The sequence below is a fragment of the Tatumella morbirosei genome, from assembly GCF_000757425.2.
GTDB lineage: Bacteria > Pseudomonadota > Gammaproteobacteria > Enterobacterales > Enterobacteriaceae > Tatumella > Tatumella morbirosei.
Map to the genome: position 1 here is coordinate 1,100,008 of NZ_JPKR02000003.1, position 16,421 is coordinate 1,116,428.

General features: G+C 52.2%; 16 protein-coding genes. 3 read left to right on the forward strand and 13 right to left on the reverse strand.

What is annotated here, in order from left to right; all coding sequences use genetic code 11:
- Positions 1 to 19 precede the first annotated feature (19 nt).
- The gene (gene mnmC / locus HA49_RS07890; RefSeq protein WP_038021829.1) at positions 20 to 2,032 is read left to right on the forward strand and encodes a bifunctional tRNA (5-methylaminomethyl-2-thiouridine)(34)-methyltransferase MnmC2/FAD-dependent 5-carboxymethylaminomethyl-2-thiouridine(34) oxidoreductase MnmC1; all 2,013 of its coding nucleotides are present in this window, start codon (positions 20 to 22) and stop codon (positions 2,030 to 2,032) included.
- Positions 2,033 to 2,060: 28 nt separating this feature from the next.
- On the opposite strand, the gene HA49_RS07895 is transcribed toward mnmC, so the two are convergent.
- From HA49_RS07895 to prmB, 6 genes are all read right to left on the reverse strand, one after another.
- Positions 2,061 to 2,336, reverse strand: coding sequence for a YfcL family protein (locus HA49_RS07895; protein ID WP_038021831.1), 276 nt, complete (start codon positions 2,334 to 2,336; stop codon positions 2,061 to 2,063).
- Between the two features lie 32 nt (positions 2,337 to 2,368).
- A complete protein-coding gene (locus HA49_RS07900; protein WP_038021833.1) occupies positions 2,369 to 2,914 on the reverse strand; it encodes an elongation factor P hydroxylase in 546 nt (181 codons plus the stop codon).
- A gap of 71 nt (positions 2,915 to 2,985) precedes the next feature.
- On the reverse strand, positions 2,986 to 3,780 hold the full coding sequence (locus tag HA49_RS07905; RefSeq protein WP_038021837.1) for a sulfite exporter TauE/SafE family protein: 795 nt from the start codon (positions 3,778 to 3,780) through the stop codon (positions 2,986 to 2,988).
- 8 nt (positions 3,781 to 3,788) lie between these two features.
- The gene (gene mepA, locus HA49_RS07910) at positions 3,789 to 4,613 is read right to left on the reverse strand and encodes a penicillin-insensitive murein endopeptidase (protein ID WP_038021839.1); all 825 of its coding nucleotides are present in this window, start codon (positions 4,611 to 4,613) and stop codon (positions 3,789 to 3,791) included.
- A 5-nt stretch (positions 4,614 to 4,618) separates the two neighbouring features.
- Positions 4,619 to 5,704 carry a chorismate synthase gene (gene aroC / locus HA49_RS07915; RefSeq protein ID WP_038021841.1) on the reverse strand — a complete coding sequence of 362 codons (1,086 nt, stop codon included), beginning with the start codon at positions 5,702 to 5,704 and terminating at the stop codon, positions 4,619 to 4,621.
- A gap of 54 nt (positions 5,705 to 5,758) precedes the next feature.
- A complete protein-coding gene (prmB, locus tag HA49_RS07920; protein WP_038021844.1) occupies positions 5,759 to 6,691 on the reverse strand; it encodes a 50S ribosomal protein L3 N(5)-glutamine methyltransferase in 933 nt (310 codons plus the stop codon).
- Between the two features lie 271 nt (positions 6,692 to 6,962).
- Between prmB and smrB the strand changes: the two genes are divergently transcribed.
- Positions 6,963 to 7,511 (forward strand): endonuclease SmrB, encoded by a 549-nt coding sequence (gene smrB, locus HA49_RS07925; RefSeq protein ID WP_038021846.1) that lies wholly within the window; start codon positions 6,963 to 6,965, stop codon positions 7,509 to 7,511.
- Between the two features lie 29 nt (positions 7,512 to 7,540).
- On the opposite strand, the gene sixA is transcribed toward smrB, so the two are convergent.
- The 4 genes from sixA to HA49_RS07945 all read right to left on the reverse strand — a co-directional run bounded on the left by sixA (position 7,541) and on the right by HA49_RS07945 (position 12,185).
- The gene (sixA, locus tag HA49_RS07930; protein WP_038021848.1) at positions 7,541 to 8,023 is read right to left on the reverse strand and encodes a phosphohistidine phosphatase SixA; all 483 of its coding nucleotides are present in this window, start codon (positions 8,021 to 8,023) and stop codon (positions 7,541 to 7,543) included.
- Positions 8,024 to 8,281: 258 nt separating this feature from the next.
- The gene (gene fadJ, locus HA49_RS07935) at positions 8,282 to 10,381 is read right to left on the reverse strand and encodes a fatty acid oxidation complex subunit alpha FadJ (protein ID WP_046791717.1); all 2,100 of its coding nucleotides are present in this window, start codon (positions 10,379 to 10,381) and stop codon (positions 8,282 to 8,284) included.
- Positions 10,381 to 11,691 (reverse strand): acetyl-CoA C-acyltransferase FadI, encoded by a 1,311-nt coding sequence (gene fadI / locus HA49_RS07940; RefSeq protein ID WP_038021850.1) that lies wholly within the window; start codon positions 11,689 to 11,691, stop codon positions 10,381 to 10,383. Before fadI ends, fadJ begins: the two co-directional genes overlap by 1 nt.
- Positions 11,692 to 11,888: 197 nt before the next feature.
- Positions 11,889 to 12,185 carry a YfcZ/YiiS family protein gene (locus HA49_RS07945; protein WP_084706389.1) on the reverse strand — a complete coding sequence of 99 codons (297 nt, stop codon included), beginning with the start codon at positions 12,183 to 12,185 and terminating at the stop codon, positions 11,889 to 11,891.
- A 347-nt stretch (positions 12,186 to 12,532) separates the two neighbouring features.
- Between HA49_RS07945 and fadL the strand changes: the two genes are divergently transcribed.
- On the forward strand, positions 12,533 to 13,807 hold the full coding sequence (gene fadL / locus HA49_RS07950) for a long-chain fatty acid transporter FadL (RefSeq protein WP_038021852.1): 1,275 nt from the start codon (positions 12,533 to 12,535) through the stop codon (positions 13,805 to 13,807).
- Between the two features lie 57 nt (positions 13,808 to 13,864).
- Here the strand turns inward: fadL and mlaA are convergent, their stop codons facing one another.
- From mlaA to HA49_RS07965, 3 genes are read right to left on the reverse strand one after another with little or no spacing between them, the layout of a single operon-like run.
- Positions 13,865 to 14,713 (reverse strand): phospholipid-binding lipoprotein MlaA, encoded by an 849-nt coding sequence (gene mlaA / locus HA49_RS07955; protein WP_038021855.1) that lies wholly within the window; start codon positions 14,711 to 14,713, stop codon positions 13,865 to 13,867.
- Positions 14,714 to 14,747: 34 nt separating this feature from the next.
- Positions 14,748 to 15,962: a c-type cytochrome biogenesis protein CcmI gene (ccmI, locus tag HA49_RS07960; RefSeq protein ID WP_038021858.1), complete on the reverse strand. Its 1,215-nt coding sequence runs from the start codon at positions 15,960 to 15,962 to the stop codon at positions 14,748 to 14,750.
- Positions 15,959 to 16,417 carry a cytochrome c-type biogenesis protein gene (locus tag HA49_RS07965; protein WP_038021861.1) on the reverse strand — a complete coding sequence of 153 codons (459 nt, stop codon included), beginning with the start codon at positions 16,415 to 16,417 and terminating at the stop codon, positions 15,959 to 15,961. The genes ccmI and HA49_RS07965 overlap by 4 nt, the downstream gene beginning before the upstream one ends.
- Positions 16,418 to 16,421 lie beyond the last annotated feature (4 nt).

The following is a 16,421-nucleotide window of genomic DNA, read 5'->3' on the forward strand; positions in this document are numbered from 1 at the left end:
GACCAATGAGCCTTAAGCCGTGAAGCCCTGCCGAATAGAACATGCTACCCTCCGATGGAACGAACAGGGTACACCTGTTTCTGAATTTTTTGATGACGTCTATTTTTCCAATGACGACGGTCTTAATGAAACCCGTTATGTTTTTCTGGGCGGAAACCAGCTCCCGGCGCGTTTTTCCGACCATCCGGGCGATCTTTTTATTGTTGCTGAGACCGGTTTCGGTACAGGCCTCAATTTTCTGACACTCTGGCAGGCATTTGACCGTGCGCTGGCTGAGAATCCACAAGCCAGCGTTAAGCGTCTGCACTTCATCAGCTGTGAAAAATATTTACTGACCCGCCAGGATATCATTGTGGCCCACCGTCACTGGCCGGAACTGGCTGAATATGCCCACCAGCTACAACAACAATGGCCTGATGCGTTATCCGGCGGCCAAAGAATGTTGTTTAATCATGGACAGGTCACACTGGACCTGTGGCTGGGAGATGTTAACCTGCTGATTAATACATTTGATGACAGCATGAATCATCAGGTCGATGCATGGTTTCTGGATGGGTTTGCCCCGTCAAAAAATCCCCGGATGTGGAATGATCGGGTATTTTCAGCGATGGCTCGTCTGTCACGTCCGGGGGGTACCTTTGCCACGTTTACCGCGGCTGGTTTTGTCCGTCGTGGTCTGCAACAGGCCGGTTTTCAGGCCGAAAAACGCAAAGGCTTTGGACGCAAACGTGAGATGCTCTGCGGAAGCCTTCCTCAGGCTGTATCTGTTCCGGTTGCACGTCCCTGGTTTCACCGGCCAGCGGTCACCGGAAAAGAAGTTGCGATTATTGGCGGGGGCATTGCCAGTGCCTGCCTGGCACTCGCTCTGCTGCGTCGGGGTTACCGGGTCAGCCTGTATTGCGCGGATGAGGCTCCGGCAGCCAATGCCTCAGGCAACCGTCAGGGTGCGCTCTATCCTCTGCTGAACAACCATGATCCGGCGTTGGCCACTTTTTTCCCGACAGCATTCAGTTTTGCACGGCGGTTTTATGACACCCTGCCCTGTGAATTTGAACATGACTGGAGCGGAGTACTGCAACTGGGATGGGATGATAAGAGTCAGCGTAAAATTGAACAGATGCTGGAGATGGATTTACCCGCTTCGATTGCCCGCGACGTTGACGCTAAACAGGCCAGTGAACTGGCCGGAGTTTCGCTGGACTGTGGCGGTATTTTTTATCCGCAAGGAGGCTGGCTCAATCCCGCGCAACTGACAACCAATCTGATCGGACTGGCGGAGCAACAGGGAATGACCTGCTACTGGCAGCATGATCTGCTGTCATTGCAACCAGAGAAGGAAGGCTGGCAGTTAAATTTCACATCCCATCCGGCTAAACAACACGCTGCAGTGGTGCTGGCCAACGGTCACCGGGTTAGCCAACTGACCCAGTCGGCACATTTACCGGTCTATCCGGTCGCAGGACAGGTCAGTCATGTCCCTGCGTCCCCGGGCTTGTCCGCACTGAAAACTGTGCTCTGCTACGACGGATATCTGACCCCGCTCAGCCCACAGTTTCAGACCCACTGTATTGGTGCCAGTTATCATCGGGGGGAGGAGAACGCCTGCTTCAGCGAAACAGATCAACAGGAAAACCGTCAGCGGCTCATTAACTGCCTGCCAGACAGCCCATGGACCACTGAAGTTGATGTCTCACTACACCAGGCCAGAAACGGTGTGCGTTGCGCTATCCGTGACCACTTACCCATGACCGGGGCTCTGCCCGATTATGATGCCACTCTGACTCAATATTCGGCATTACAGCAACAAAGCCACAAACCGGAACTGGTCACAGCAGCGCCGGTCTGGCCACAACTCTTCGTGCTGGCAGCACTGGGTTCACGGGGATTATGCAGTGCCCCTCTGGCTGCCGAAATTCTGGCGGCACAGATCAGTGGTGAGCCTCAGCCTCTGGATGCCACAACTCTTGACGCCTTGCAGCCAAACCGTTTCTGGATAAGAAAACTACTGAAAGGCCGCCCCGTCAACGGATGATAGCAGCACCTTCTGTGACTCAGCCAGCTTAAGCATTGCTGGCCTTATGATAAAGCTCTTCCCACAGGCTCAGGACCAGTACCTGGTCGGGCGGCGATAACTCCTGCTGGCGGATAGCTGCCTGCAGGCTCTGTTCAACCTTCTGTTTCAATGCCTGCGGGCTGCTTTCTCCCTGCAGCTCCAGTTCTGCAACCGACTGAGTCAAATGCCCGCGTAAATAGCCACCGGCAAATAACTGATCATCGGAAGCGCTTTCCACCATATCATCGATCATTGCCAGGATATGCGCTTCAATCTCTACCATTACTCAGAACCTCTTATTCAGGGAAATACCGCTCAGCACAGCTCTTCCGGCCACGGAAACTGTTCAGCATTCAGCACCGGAGTCGCATAGAAACGGTTTAATGCCGTAATAAACCGCAAGGGGCGTTCAGGAATTCCCCGGGTCAGGAAATCCGCTATTTTCTGATGAACCTTGCGCTGAAAAGCGACCCTGTCAGGTTCACAGTCACCTTCCAGGTTGTCACAACTGACATTAAACGGAAATCCGGCGGCGACCGAAAACATCCACTCAAAGGCCTGCGGTGTCACTTCTACAGCTTCAAATTGCTGCTGGGTCTGCTGATCACGGCCATCAGGACAATACCAGTAACCAAAATCCACCAGCTTACGGCGGGCTTCGCCGGCGACACACCAGTGGGAGATCTCATGCAGGGCACTGGCGTAAAAACCGTGAGCGAAAACGATCCGGTTAAAATCACTGTGTCGATCTGCCGGCAGATAAACAGGCTCGTCGTCCCCTTTGACCAGCCGGGTATTAAAATCCTGATAAAAACACTGGTCAAAAATGACCATCAGATCCTGATAATTATGTGTTGTCATTGCTTACTCTTTACCTGATTTACGTCACTTTAAGTCGCATGTAGAGCGACTTTGCTCCCTGTGGGTCAGATTCAGTGCCCTAAAGCCTGCAGAATCGCCTGACCGTGGCTGTCCCATAAAAGTTTCAGACTCATGACCAGCGACACGATAACGACCATCGGCCGGATCAATTGCTGTCCACGGGTCAGTACCAGCCGGGCCCCTAGCCGTGCGCCACAAAATGCTCCGAACAACATCACGGCACCCAGTCCCCAGACAATTTTGCCACCGAACATAAAAAACAGCAGACCGGCAAAGTTAGAGGTAAAATTCAGCAACTTGGCATGAGCAGTAGCTTTAGCCAGATTAAAGCCACTCAGGGTCACAAACGCTAGTGCATAAAACGAGCCTGCACCGGGTCCGAAAAATCCGTCATAGAAGCCAACACATCCGCCGCCCACCAGTGCGAATCCCAGGCCCGTGAGTCTTGACGGACGATCCGTCTCCCCGACTTTTGGCATCAGTAAAAACCATAAACCGGTACCAATCATCAATAACGGTAACAACTGGCGTAGCACATCAGCCCTTAAATGCTGAATCACTATGGCGCCTGTCATGGCACCGATAAAAGTCATGACGATATTCAGGCGTTGTTCAGACAGCCTGACCGCGCCACGGCGAATAAAATAGAGGCTGGCTGAAAAGGAACCTCCCACCGACTGCAGCTTATTGGTGGCCAGGGCGTTGGCCGGTGAGAGTCCGGCGGCCAACAGTGCCGGGACGGTTAACAATCCGCCGCCCCCGGCAATCGAGTCTATAAACGCAGCAGCAACCGCCACCAGAAATAACAGAGCAACCGTCCCGGGTGAGACCAAAAACCACTCCATAGTGTTCCTTACAATAAATGTTTATCGAGCAATGCCTGACAGGAAGGTGGTAACGGCGGAGGTGTCCGTTTGACCGGAGCGCCACTGCCAGGTTTCGCTGGCTGGAACCAGCTTTGAAGTTCAGCACCACATCCGTCCCCTGGCGGTGGTGGTGGCTGATCCTGACATTCAGTACTGCCCGGAGGGCAACGCAACCGGACATGCATATGTGCACGATGAGCAAACCACGGACGAACTTTGTTCAGCCAGTTACGATCGCTACCAGCCTGAAGACAAAGTTGCTGCTTTATTGCCGGATTCACAAAAATGCGGGTGACCTGTGGATCTTCTGCGGCCAGTTTGATCATCTGTGCCACTGCAGGAGTCCAGTGTCTGGCAACCACATGTTTACCATCGGCAGAGACCAGATCCAGGGGCTGAGGATGCAAAAGCTGCTGTGCCGTCCAGCGTGACTTAGGCAGTTGCAACCAGATATCAACATCAAGGCCGGTCTGATGGCTGGCATGGCCACTGCTGAAGCGTCCACCCGCCGCCATCCCCATATCACCAATCAGTACTTCACCCAGTCGCTGTTCGGCAACCCGGGCACTAAAGCGCTGAATAAACTGGATCAAATCTGGATGACCAAAATAACGCCGCTGATCCTGACGCATCACCTGATAATTTTCAGCATTCAGAGGCAGGCTTTGAGCGCCAATAATACAACCGTTAGCAAAGCTACCAATGGATTGTGGCGGACCACTGACAGGTTTCTGAATCTGCTGCCAGGGTGTTGCAGCCACAGCACTGGCATTCACTAGCAACATCAGAACCGCGAGCGCAATTTTTTTCATCGTATTTACCAGCGAGGAACACTACTCTGCACGTCTGCACACTGAGCACGATGACGCAGCAGATGATCCATCAAAGTTATTGCCATCATTGCTTCTGCAATTGGCACCGCACGGATCCCCACACAAGGGTCATGACGCCCTTTGGTGATCATATCCACTTCCTCACCTTGCCGGGTGATAGTCTTACCTGGTACCGTAATGCTGGACGTCGGTTTCAGAGCCAGGGTCGCCAGGATCGCCTGACCACTACTGATCCCCCCCAGAATGCCACCTGCATGGTTACTCTGAAAACCATCACGGCGGATTTCATCCCGGTGCTGACTCCCTCGCTGGCTGACCACCGCAAATCCATCACCAATCTCAACGCCTTTCACGGCATTAATGCTCATCAGGGCATGTGCCAGATCGGCATCCAGCCGGTCAAACACCGGTTCACCGAGCCCTGGAGGAACACCTTCCGCCACGACACTGACCTTAGCGCCAATGGAGTCGCCCTCTTTCTTCAGGCCACGCAACAATTCATCCAGCGCATCCAGCACCGTCTCATCTGCTGAAAAGAAAGGATTCTGTTCTACCTGCTGCCAGTCGCGTAACTCACAACGCACATCACCCATCTGAGCCAGATAGCCACGAACGACAATACCATGAGCCTGTTGCAGATATTTTTTAGCAATAGCTCCGGCCGCAACCCGCATTGCAGTTTCACGGGCGGATGAACGACCACCGCCACGATAGTCACGCAGACCATATTTTTGTTCATAGGTGTAGTCTGCATGTCCCGGACGGAACAGATCTTTAATCGCACTATAATCCTGAGAACGCTGATCGGTATTTTCGATCAGTAAACCAATAGAGGTTCCGGTGGTAACACCTTCAAATACACCTGACAGGATTTTCACCTGATCCGGTTCACGCCGCTGAGTGGTATAACGCGAAGTCCCCGGACGGCGGCGGTCCAGATCGTGCTGAATATCTGCTTCAGTGAGCGGGATGCCTGGGGGGACACCATCCACGATACATCCCAGGGCAATCCCATGTGATTCACCAAAGGTGGTGACTCTGAAAAGCTGTCCAATACTATTTCCGGCCATGGTAGTTCCTCAATTCTGCAACACAAACCGGCAGGCCACCGGTCAATCCTGAAATTAAAACTGGTACTGTCTGAAGTAAGGCATCGCCTCAATCAGTTGCTGCCTGTCCAGCATAAACACCCCGTCACCACCATTTTCAAACTCGAGCCAGGTAAAAGGCACTTCAGGATACTGCTCAATCATATGCACCATGCTGTTACCGACTTCACAAATCAGCACGCCGTCATCGGTCAGATAATCTGCGGCATTTGCCAGTATTCGCTGTACCAGCACCAGGCCATCACTACCGGCTGCCAGCCCTAATTCCGGCTCATGGCGGTATTCATCCGGCAAATCATCCATATCTTCAGCATCAACATACGGCGGATTGGTCACGATTAAATCATACTTAATGGCGGGTAAATCACGGAACAGGTCAGAACGCAAAGGAGTCACCTGATGCAGCAAACCGTGTGCTTCAATATTCTGTTCCGTTACGGCCAGGGCATCTGCCGAAATATCCACGGCATCCACTTCTGCTTCCGGGAATTCATGCGCACAGGCGATGGCGATGCAACCGCTGCCGGTACACATATCAAGAATACGCTCAGGCTGGATATTAATCAGGCCCGTAAAACGATGGTTAATCAGCTCACCGATCGGCGAACGTGGGACCAGTACACGCTCATCCACATAAAATTCATGTCCGCAGAACCAGGCTTTATGAGTCAGATAAGCGACCGGCACCCGGTCGTTAACCCGGCGGATCACCCGCTCCACAATACGCTTTTTTTCACTACTGGTCAGGCGCGCTGTATACATATCTTCCGGAATTTCCGGCGGAAGATAGAGCGTTGGCAAAACCAGCTGAACAGCTTCGTCCCAGGGATTGTCTGTGCCATGCCCGTACCAGATATCAGCCGCTGAAAAGCGGCTTACTGCCCAGCGCAGCATATCCTGAATGGTGTGCAGTTCGTTCACTGCCTCATCGACGAAAATTTTGTCCACATTGCCCTCCGGGGGCGATAACCAAAAACTGGCGATAGTTTGCCATGAAGTGACTCAGAATTCAGCGTCCTGATGATAAAAAGCCAGCTTTTATCTGCTATCCTGAATCGACTTATCCAAAGCGACAAAAATACATTTGTTATGTGGTGTGTGTTCTGACCGGCTGCCGCTGATAACCATAGCCGACAGTCACAGATCTGAATCGAATTTGCAATTTAACAGGAAGCAGGGAAAATACGCTTTTATCCGCCCTGACAGATCCAGTGGTCATATGAATTCAAAAAAAACAGCTCATGAAGACCAGGCGTTGTTCCGGCAACTGATGTCAGATACCCGACGCCTGAAACAGGATACCGTACTGCATACCCCGTTACGGGCATCGGGACGTAAAATTACTGAAAAACGCGCACTCTCGGAACAGGCAGATAACAGTCACTATTTTTCTGATGAATTCCAGCCGCTGCTGGCTGAGGAAGGGCCTGTCCGCTATGTGCGGGCCGATGTCAGTCACTATGAGCTTAAGAAACTGCGTCGTGGGGATTACACGCCGGAAATATTTCTCGACCTGCATGGTCTGACACAGCAACAGGCAAAACAGGAACTGGGAGCATTACTCGCTGCCTGCCGCAGGGAGCATCTGTTTTGTGCCAGTGTCATGCATGGGCACGGAAAGCACATCCTGAAGCAACAGACACCGTTGTGGCTGGCTCAGCATCCCTATGTGATGGCCTTTCACCAGGCCCCTCGCCTGTTTGGAGGCGATGCCGCATTACTGGTGTTGATTGAGACAGAAGAGTGGCAGCCCCCGGAATTACCCTGACCCGGGGTTTGCCCCCGGGTCAGTTCCGGTTACATCGCTTTATCAAGCCTTGAAGGGCTAACCTGCCACAGCAACTCCCCCTGCCCGCTCTTTTCGTCAAAGCGGACACAGGCAATGCCTGAGGTGGCGAACATCGGTGGAGCTTCCTGTGGACAGAGCGCTGATACCAGATAGCCGACTAACGGGAGGTGAGAAACGACTAATACCGAGCTTACGCCCTGTTTCGCCAGGACCTCAAGATAACTGGCCACACTTGCTGCATCCCCGGAAGGAGTCAGCTCAGGTAATACTTCAAACTCTTTCGGCAGCTGCAGACAGCCACGGACTTCAGAAAGGGTCTGTTCAGCACGCAGATAAGGGCTTACCAGCACACGTTCGATATCGACAGTTTGTTTACACAGCCAACTGGCCATTTGTCGTGACTCACTACAACCGCAATGTGTCAGGGGTCTGACTGAATCACTGTCCGCTTCGAGCGCCGCTTCACCGTGACGCATGATATAAACTTGCATATGGCACCGCTGTTAATTGAAAAAAGAACGGTTTCATTACCTGCAGCAAACCGCAAAAAGCAATGAAGCAGGTGTTTTACCTAAAGCCTGTGCTACAGTCAACCAATTGTTTATTTACTGAACAACCTATCTCCTCTCATATTGACCCGGCGCAAATCCTGCTTTTTCCCGGCTATCCCCATGGCTTCTGTTAACCGCTCGCCAGTTAAAATAGCAGCGGCCCGGGCAAACTTCACCATAGGATATTTGCATATCCGCCTATGGCTCATAAACTGGCCGACAAGGAGTAAAACGTTCACCGTACCGGCTGGCTGCCTGCTCCAGTTGCCGTAAAATTTCAGCTTCCCCTTGTTGCCGGATATAGTTAAAGGGCCCACCCAGATAGGGGGGGAAGCCAATACCAAATACCGCCCCGGCATCACCGTCTTCCTCATTACGGATCACCTGCTCGTCAAGGCAACGCATCGCCTCATTCAACATCATCAGTACGCAACGCCTTGCAATGTCGGCCGGATCCTGCTGTGCATGAGGTTTCACATGCAGTAATGCATAGATAGCCGGATCAGCCTGCTTTTTACTGGGGAACCACGTTTTTTTTGCCGGGTAGAGGTAAAATCCCTTACCATTTTTACGGCCTTTTCGTCCATCATTAATCATAGCTGAAATTCGCTCAGGCGTTTGAAAGCGCTCACCATAAGCCTGATACAACACAGGGGATATTTTGGCCGCGACATCAATCCCGACCTGATCCAGCAACTGAAACGGACCGAGGGGAAAGCCAAAATCGACCAGTGCCTGATCGATAACTTCCACCGGTTCACCTTCCAGCAGACAGTGCATTGCTTCATTCAGGTAAGGAGTCAGAATACGATTTACATAGAATCCCGGGCGATCAGCAACTACCAGCGGAATTTTGCCCTGCTGTCTGGCAAATGCCAGAGTCAGCGCCAGAGTCCTTTCGGAAGTTGCCGGTTGCGGAATAATCTCAGCCAGCGGCATTTTCTCCGCAGGGCTGAAGTAGTGTAGCCCGATAATATTTTCGGGTCGTTCTGCATGCCGCGCAATATCCTGCAGTGACAACGAGGAAGTATTGGACGCAAACACAGTGGCAGGCAGACAACGCTGTTCCGTTTCAGCCACCATCTGCTGTTTGGTCGGCAAATCCTCAAACACGGCTTCAATCACCAGCGGACAGTGGCTCATTCCCCGCCATTCAGTGTCTCCGGTAATCCGCGACATCTGCTGAGCCATCTCTGCCTTGCGCAAATGTTTGCGCTGAACTTTTTTCTTCAGAATTCCGGCACTATAGTCGATGGCATGCCGGACACCCTGCGGCGTGATATCTTTGATACGCACTGCCACGCCGGCATTTAGTGCGCTGATAGCGGCAATCCCCCCTCCCATCAGCCCGCCCCCCAGCACAACGACACGGTTCACCGGAACCACTCCCGGCGGCAATTCCTGCGGTTTTTTCAGGGCTGTAGAGATAAAAAATAACCGACGTAATGCAACAGACTCCGGGGTCATCGCCAGTTCCGCAAAATAACGACTTTCCTGCTGATAATCTCCGGCAGAAGGCACTGTACGATGCTGTTCCAGCAGAGAGAGTATCCGTTCGACAGCCGGATAATGGCCACGGCTTTTTTGTTCAGCCTGTCGTCTTGCCATGCGGAAATAGATTCGCCGTATTCCCCTGACAGACAACAAACGCTGTCTGATATCGGGGCGGCGGGGTGTCGTTTTCCCGGCAATGGCTTTCTGCCGTGCTATCTGTAGCAGCCCATCAGGGCTGACAATCTCGTCCACCAGACCCATCTTCAGTGCCTGACGAGGCCTGAGGGTTTTTCCGGTAAGGATCAGCGGCAGCGCCTCCGCCAGCCCAATCAGCGCCGGCAGGCGCTGGGTACCCCCGGCCCCCGGCAACAGCCCCAACTGTACTTCCGGCAAGCCAAGGCGGGTTTTCTCGTCATCGGTACAGAGGCGAATATCACAGGCCAGAGCGAACTCCAGGCCTCCGCCAAGGCAGGCTCCGTGGATAGCTGCCACAACCGGTACCGGCAATGCGGCAATATCAGCCATCACCGACTGAGCCTGTTGTGAAATAGTTTCTATCTCACCGGCACTCTGACAGTTGTCGATCATCCGGATATCCGCACCGGCGATAAAACTGTCCTTCTTCCCGGAAATGAATACCAGCCCGGCCAGCTGAGGATCCTTACGTGCCACATCAATCACTGTTCGTAACTGATCAACAAACTCTGCTTTCAGGGTATTCACCTTCTCCCCCACTACATCGAGGGTAATCACGGCAACATGATCATCGCCAATCGTCAGACGGAACGCAGTATCTGTCGTCATTATTCGACCTCCAGGACCATTGCCGCACCCAAGCCCCCTGCCGCACAGGCAGTGACCAGCCCCAGCCCTCCGCCACGGCGTCGTAGCTCGTGAAGCGTCTGAGTAATCATCCTCGCTCCGGTAGCGGCGAACGGATGACCGTAAGCCAGCGACCCGCCCTGCACATTGAAGCGCTGTGGGTCAATTTCTCCCAGAGGTTGCATCCTTTTCAGCGTCTCGCTGGCAAACTGTGGATCGCTGAACATTTTCTGATTGACCAACACCTGCGCAGCAAAAGCCTCATGCATTTCGATCAGGGTTAAATCCTGCAGAGTAATACCGGCGCGTTCCAGAGCGATCGGCGATGCAAAAGCGGGCCCCAGCAGCATATCCCGCCATACATCGGCAGCGGTGAAAGCATAACTCCGTAAGAATCCTAATGGCCGGAGTCCCAAATCACGTGCCCGCGATTCAGTCATCATTATCACTGCTGCCGCACCGTCGGTCAGGATACTGCTGTTGGCCGCCGTCACACTGCCATGCCGGCGATCAAACGCCGGCTTCAGGCGCTGATAATCTTCTGCAGAACTGTTAGCACGCACCGTGTTATCCCGGCTGACCGGTGCTGATTTTCCGGCCAGCCAGACAGTCATCACTTCCTGATCCAACTGCCCGCTATCCCAGGCCTGTGCCGCCAGCTGATGTGATTTTCTGGCATAGTTATCCTGGTCCTGCCGACTGATATGATAGCTCTTTGCCATCTGCTCGGCGGTATCTCCCATCCGCAATCCTGTCGAATATTCCGCCACCGACGGCTGTTGAGGCAGAAAATCACGTAATCCCATGCCGGACAGGCATGCCAGTTTCTTAGACCAGCCCTTGGCTTTGCTCATATCCAGTAAAGCCTTTGCCAGTGGCCGCGATACTCCTATCGGTAATACCGACGATGAGTCTGCCCCGCCCGCAATGGCCGCTTTACAATGACCCGCTACCATATTCTCAGCCACGCTGGCAACGGACTGCAGGCTGGTAGCACAGGCTCGACTAACGCTGTACGCATCAGTTCGCGGCAGTAAACCACTACTGAGAACCACCTCACGGGCAATATTGGGTGCCTCCGGCATTTGTATCACCTGCCCAAACACCAGCAGCTCAATAATTTCGGGGGATAGCTCACTGCGTGCCATCAGCTCTGAGATTAAAATCCGGCCTAATTCCAGCGCAGGCAGCCCGTGAAAATCGGTCGCCTGGCGGACAAACGGTGTGCGTAAACCATGAGTAAATACAATTCGTTCGCCCTGTCGCGTACGTAAAGGCTGGGATTTATTCATTCGGTTTCCTTGTGACGGCTGTGGCTTGTCAGGAAAGAGGTCTGACCTGATAGTCAGTGTTGCCCGGATGCGATTTTTACGCCAATAGCGGTAACAAAAAATGAGAGAAGCAACACGAATTGATACGAACGGCCAGGGCTGAAAACCTGACTCATTGCTGAAAGAACAGAGAGCCGCGGCAGCGGCTCAGGCAGGAATTAACGCAGACCTAACTGGAAAATCATACTTTCAGCCTGGCAGCTAAAAATAAATTCCGCGTCCAGCCGGACAGATTCTGTTTGATCATTAAATTCCGCCTGAATTTCGCAGGGCGAAGATTCTATTGCACGGGCTTTGGCCGTCAGAGTTGCCAGTGCCGACTCCGCCGCATTTCGATCAGCATAGCTCGCTGACCAGCTGGCAGTACAGTCACTGTTATCCATTACCGTACCAACATCCACACAACAACAGGCTGCGGTTTCGTTGGCACTACATTTTTTTATTGCATCAGTCATCATCTGCTCCGGTGCGGTTGTGAATTTCTTAGCACAGTGTACAGCTCCGGTAAGCTCCGGTTCCAGACGAAAGCACCCTCCGGGGCCGAAGAACGCGCAAAGCTTGATCCAACGCAACAACCCTCCTCCATGAATTTCACAGTCCGCTTGCTTTGTCAGGTTTTGGATAATTTTTATTCATTTTTATGATCGGCATAGAAATATTTAAATAACAATATTGCAACATAGCAACAGGTCGGACCTATACTCATCGAACTGGTCAGAGTAGTTGAGACTGAACCCTACACTGCAACGTCTCCTGATAGCTTTGGTTGCAGAAAATACAAAAATAACATGAGGTTAAACTTATGACACCTAAAAAGCAGTGGTTAAAAACCGCCGTGGCTATCGGGGTAACTCTGGCAACCAGCCAGGTGCTGGCGGCCGGGTACCAGTTAAACGAATTTTCAGCCATCGGACTGGGGCGTTCCTATTCCGGTGAAGGCGCCATGGGCGATACTGCCGCATCCGCCAGCCGTAATCCCGCGACAATGGCCCTTTTCGACCGTCCGGCATTCTCGGTCGGTGCAGTGTTCATTGACCCTGACGTCAACATTAGCGGTACCAGTCCGTCGGGAGCCAGTCTGGATGCTAATAATATCGCTCCAACCGCCTGGGTGCCGGATATCCATTATATTCAGCCAATCAATGATCAGTGGTGGATTGGCGCTTCCGCCACCTCCAACTATGGTCTCGCCACTGAATTTCCCAGCGGCTATACCGCCGGGCCTTATGGCGGCAACACCGATTTAACGACCACTAACCTCAATTTAAGTACCGCATGGCGGATGAACAGCCATCTGAGTTTTGGTGTCGGTTTCGATGCCATCTACTCCAAAGCTAAACTGGAACGATATGCCGGAGAGAGTTTTGCCGCTTATGGCATCCCTGCTAACACTCAGATTTCACATCTGAAAGGCAACAAGTGGGCGTATGGCTGGAATGCCGGAATATTGTACGAAGTGGACCAGAACAATCGTTTTGGCTTTACCTATCGCTCCGAAGTCAAAGTGAAATTTCATGGCAACTACAGCAGTCAGCTACCTTCCGCCTACAATGCCGTCTGGCAACAGGCGGGGCTGTATGGCACCAATGGCAGCAGTATTCCTGGTGCTTTGACGCTGAATTTACCAGAAATGTGGGAAGTCTCCGGCTGGCATAAAGTGGCACCCCGTTGGGCGGTACATTACAGTATGGCTTACACCAGTTGGAGTCAGTTCCAGGAATTGAAAGGAACCGGTGATAATGGCCAGATACTGATGCAGAAAGATGAAAAATTCCGCGATGCCTATCGTCTGGCATTAGGTACCACCTATTTCTATGATGACAACTGGACCTTCCGTACCGGTATCGCCTTTGATGACAGCCCGGCATCAGCGAATTATCGCAGCATCTCAATTCCTGACCAGGACAGAGTCTGGCTGAGTGCTGGCGCATCCTACGCCTTTACCCCGGATGCCTCAGTGGATGTCGGTGTTTCCTATATGCATGGACAGCATGTCACCATTCATGAAGGACCTTATACCTTTAATTCTACGGGTAAAGCCTGGCTGTACGGTGCCGGCTTTAACTATCGCTTCTGAAAAAAAGGGCCGGATTTCTCCGGCCCTTTAAATGATCAACTTTGAAAAACACCTCAGTCAGTCAGAGTCAATCTCGCTTAAATCCCCCTGAATCGCCTGAGCATTCGGGTTAACTTCAGGTTTCAGTTTTCCGCCGTTGGCAAGGAAATCGTACCGCTGGAAGTATGCATTTCGGATAAACGAGTACGGATCACTTTGCTGTTTCAGCATTGCGTCGGAATCCAGTAATTCGGCTCGTGATTCAATACCTTCCAGGGCCCATTTACCGGCTGAAAGCCAGATGGTCAGGAAGCTCAATGGCGGATACAGAGTGTCAACCATATCACCGCCATCCTGGCGAACAGTGAAGCTACCATACGCCGGCAGTTCCACGTACGGACCATAGCCAACACCGTAACGACCCAGCGTTGTACCAAATCCATTGGCATGTTCACGAGCCAGTTTAGGGTTAGCTTTACCGGCCACATCAATAAACCCGCCCAGCCCCAGTGTAGAGTTCAGGAAAAAGCGGGTGAAATGGATAGCCGCCTGGTTTACATGCCCCTGTAACAGGGAGTTCACCATACTGGAAGGCTCATCCAGGTTACTCAACGCATTACTCAGCCCCGTTCTGGCAGGCACCGGGACATAATTACGCCAGGCGACTGCTACAGGACGAAGAACATAAGGATCCAGCACGTTGTAGTTGAAATTAAACATCGTGCGGTTAAAACCTTCCAACGGATCACTACGCTGCCCGGTCCCTGAGGCTGCAGGTTGTGACTGCGGGGCCGCAACAGTAGATTTCGCTATTTGTTGCGTCTCAGGCTTCGTGACCTGCTTTGTGTTGTCAGTGGCCGGTTTACTGCCGGCGCACCCTACCAGTAGTAAACTGGCCACCCCCAGACTGGTCAGGCGGTAATGCATGCTGAGCTCCCTCTGCAATGATTGATTGGTGAGTTCAGGGCTGCTGTTGGTTGATTTCAACAGCCACTGTCTGTTGACCGTTATACTGAATTTTATCAGTCTGGCCGAACCAGTCCCCTGACTGAGGATTCGCTGCTCCGTTCCGGGAAATCCGCGCACGGACCTGAATAGTATGCTGTGCAGATAACAAACGTTCCGGCATCATCGCATTACTGTCATCGAGCGTAATCGTCAGCGGAAAATGGCTTAACGGCAGTCGTTTCACCGCAACCGGAACCGGAGAAACACCGTCAGTTACGGAAATATACAATATTCCGTTAGGTGTTAACATTTTTTCTGCTGCCGGCGCAATGGCAATATTCAATGTCAGCTTGCTGGTTTGCTGCCCTGCATTAGTCCGGGCCTGCTCTATGCCTTTACGTACCGCGTCTGCTTCCTTCGAATCGGCAGGGATCATGGTCAGCATTTTTTGCCAATAACCAATCGCTTTATCATAGTTTTGCTCTGTAAAGCTATCGGCCGCCAGCAGACTCAGGATACGGAGATTTTGCGGCTCAGCTTTCAGCATATCACCCAGCATGACCTCTGCCTGACGGTTATCTTCAGGATCCGGTGAACGTACCAGGACTTCCGCATAATCCAGTTTCAACGCCGTATTATTAGGTGACAATTTCAACGCCCGCTGAAAGGCCTGGCTGGAGAGTGGAACATTATTCAGCACCATCCCCAGACGACCGAGCATTTCCCAGTCATTCAGATTATCCGGCTCTGATTGCAGAGAAGTCCGCAATCCAACCTCGAATTCCTGTAATTCCTGCATGCTCAGGTTTTTAGCATTGGGATCCATTAACCGCTGGCGCAACGCCGGATAATCATTACGGATCTGATTCCACTGCATGACCTGCAACAACCCACCCGTTTTCAGATACATGCCGAGGGTGATCAGTACTAAGACGATAAGTCCCAGCCAGAGTACCCAGCGACCGGAAGTCCGCGCTTTAGCCTGCTGCTGATTTTCCGGAATATCGGTCAGTAATGTTTGCTGTAACTCAGCAATCATTTCATGTTTCTCAGCCACTACCCCTTGCTGTTCGTCCTCTTCCAGCTCTGTCAGACGTTGACGATAAAAAGATTTATTTAGCTGATCACGCTGATTGCTGGTGTCTTTTCCTGAACGCCAGCCACTGGTGAGAATTAAAGCACACGCCGCCAGTAATAAAATACAAATACTTAACCAAAGGGCACTCATAGCGGTTTCCCGTCATTATCCAGTAACGCAGCCAGTCTTTGCTGTTCTGTACTGTCCAGCTCAGCCCGCGTTTTTTTTCTTCTGCTACGCATAATAATTATCGCAGCACCTGCAACTACAAATAACAGCGGACCGACCCACAAAATAATGGTGGACGGTGTCACCGGAGGTTCATAAGTGACAAAGTTCCCGTAACGTTTCACCATATATTCGACAATCTGCTGGCGGGTTTGCCCCTGCTGCTGCAGTTCATAAACCTTCTGACGCATATCCGCTGCGATCATCGCGCCGGAGTCAGCAATGCTATTATTCTGACATTTTGGACAACGTAGTGACTGCGTCAGATCCCGATACTGTTCTTCCTGTGCCAGAGATTTAAACTGATAAGTATCTATCGCCGCCCACAGACTAAAACTGGTCATCATTGCCGCCAGGAAAAGGATCAGTTTTCTCATTCGG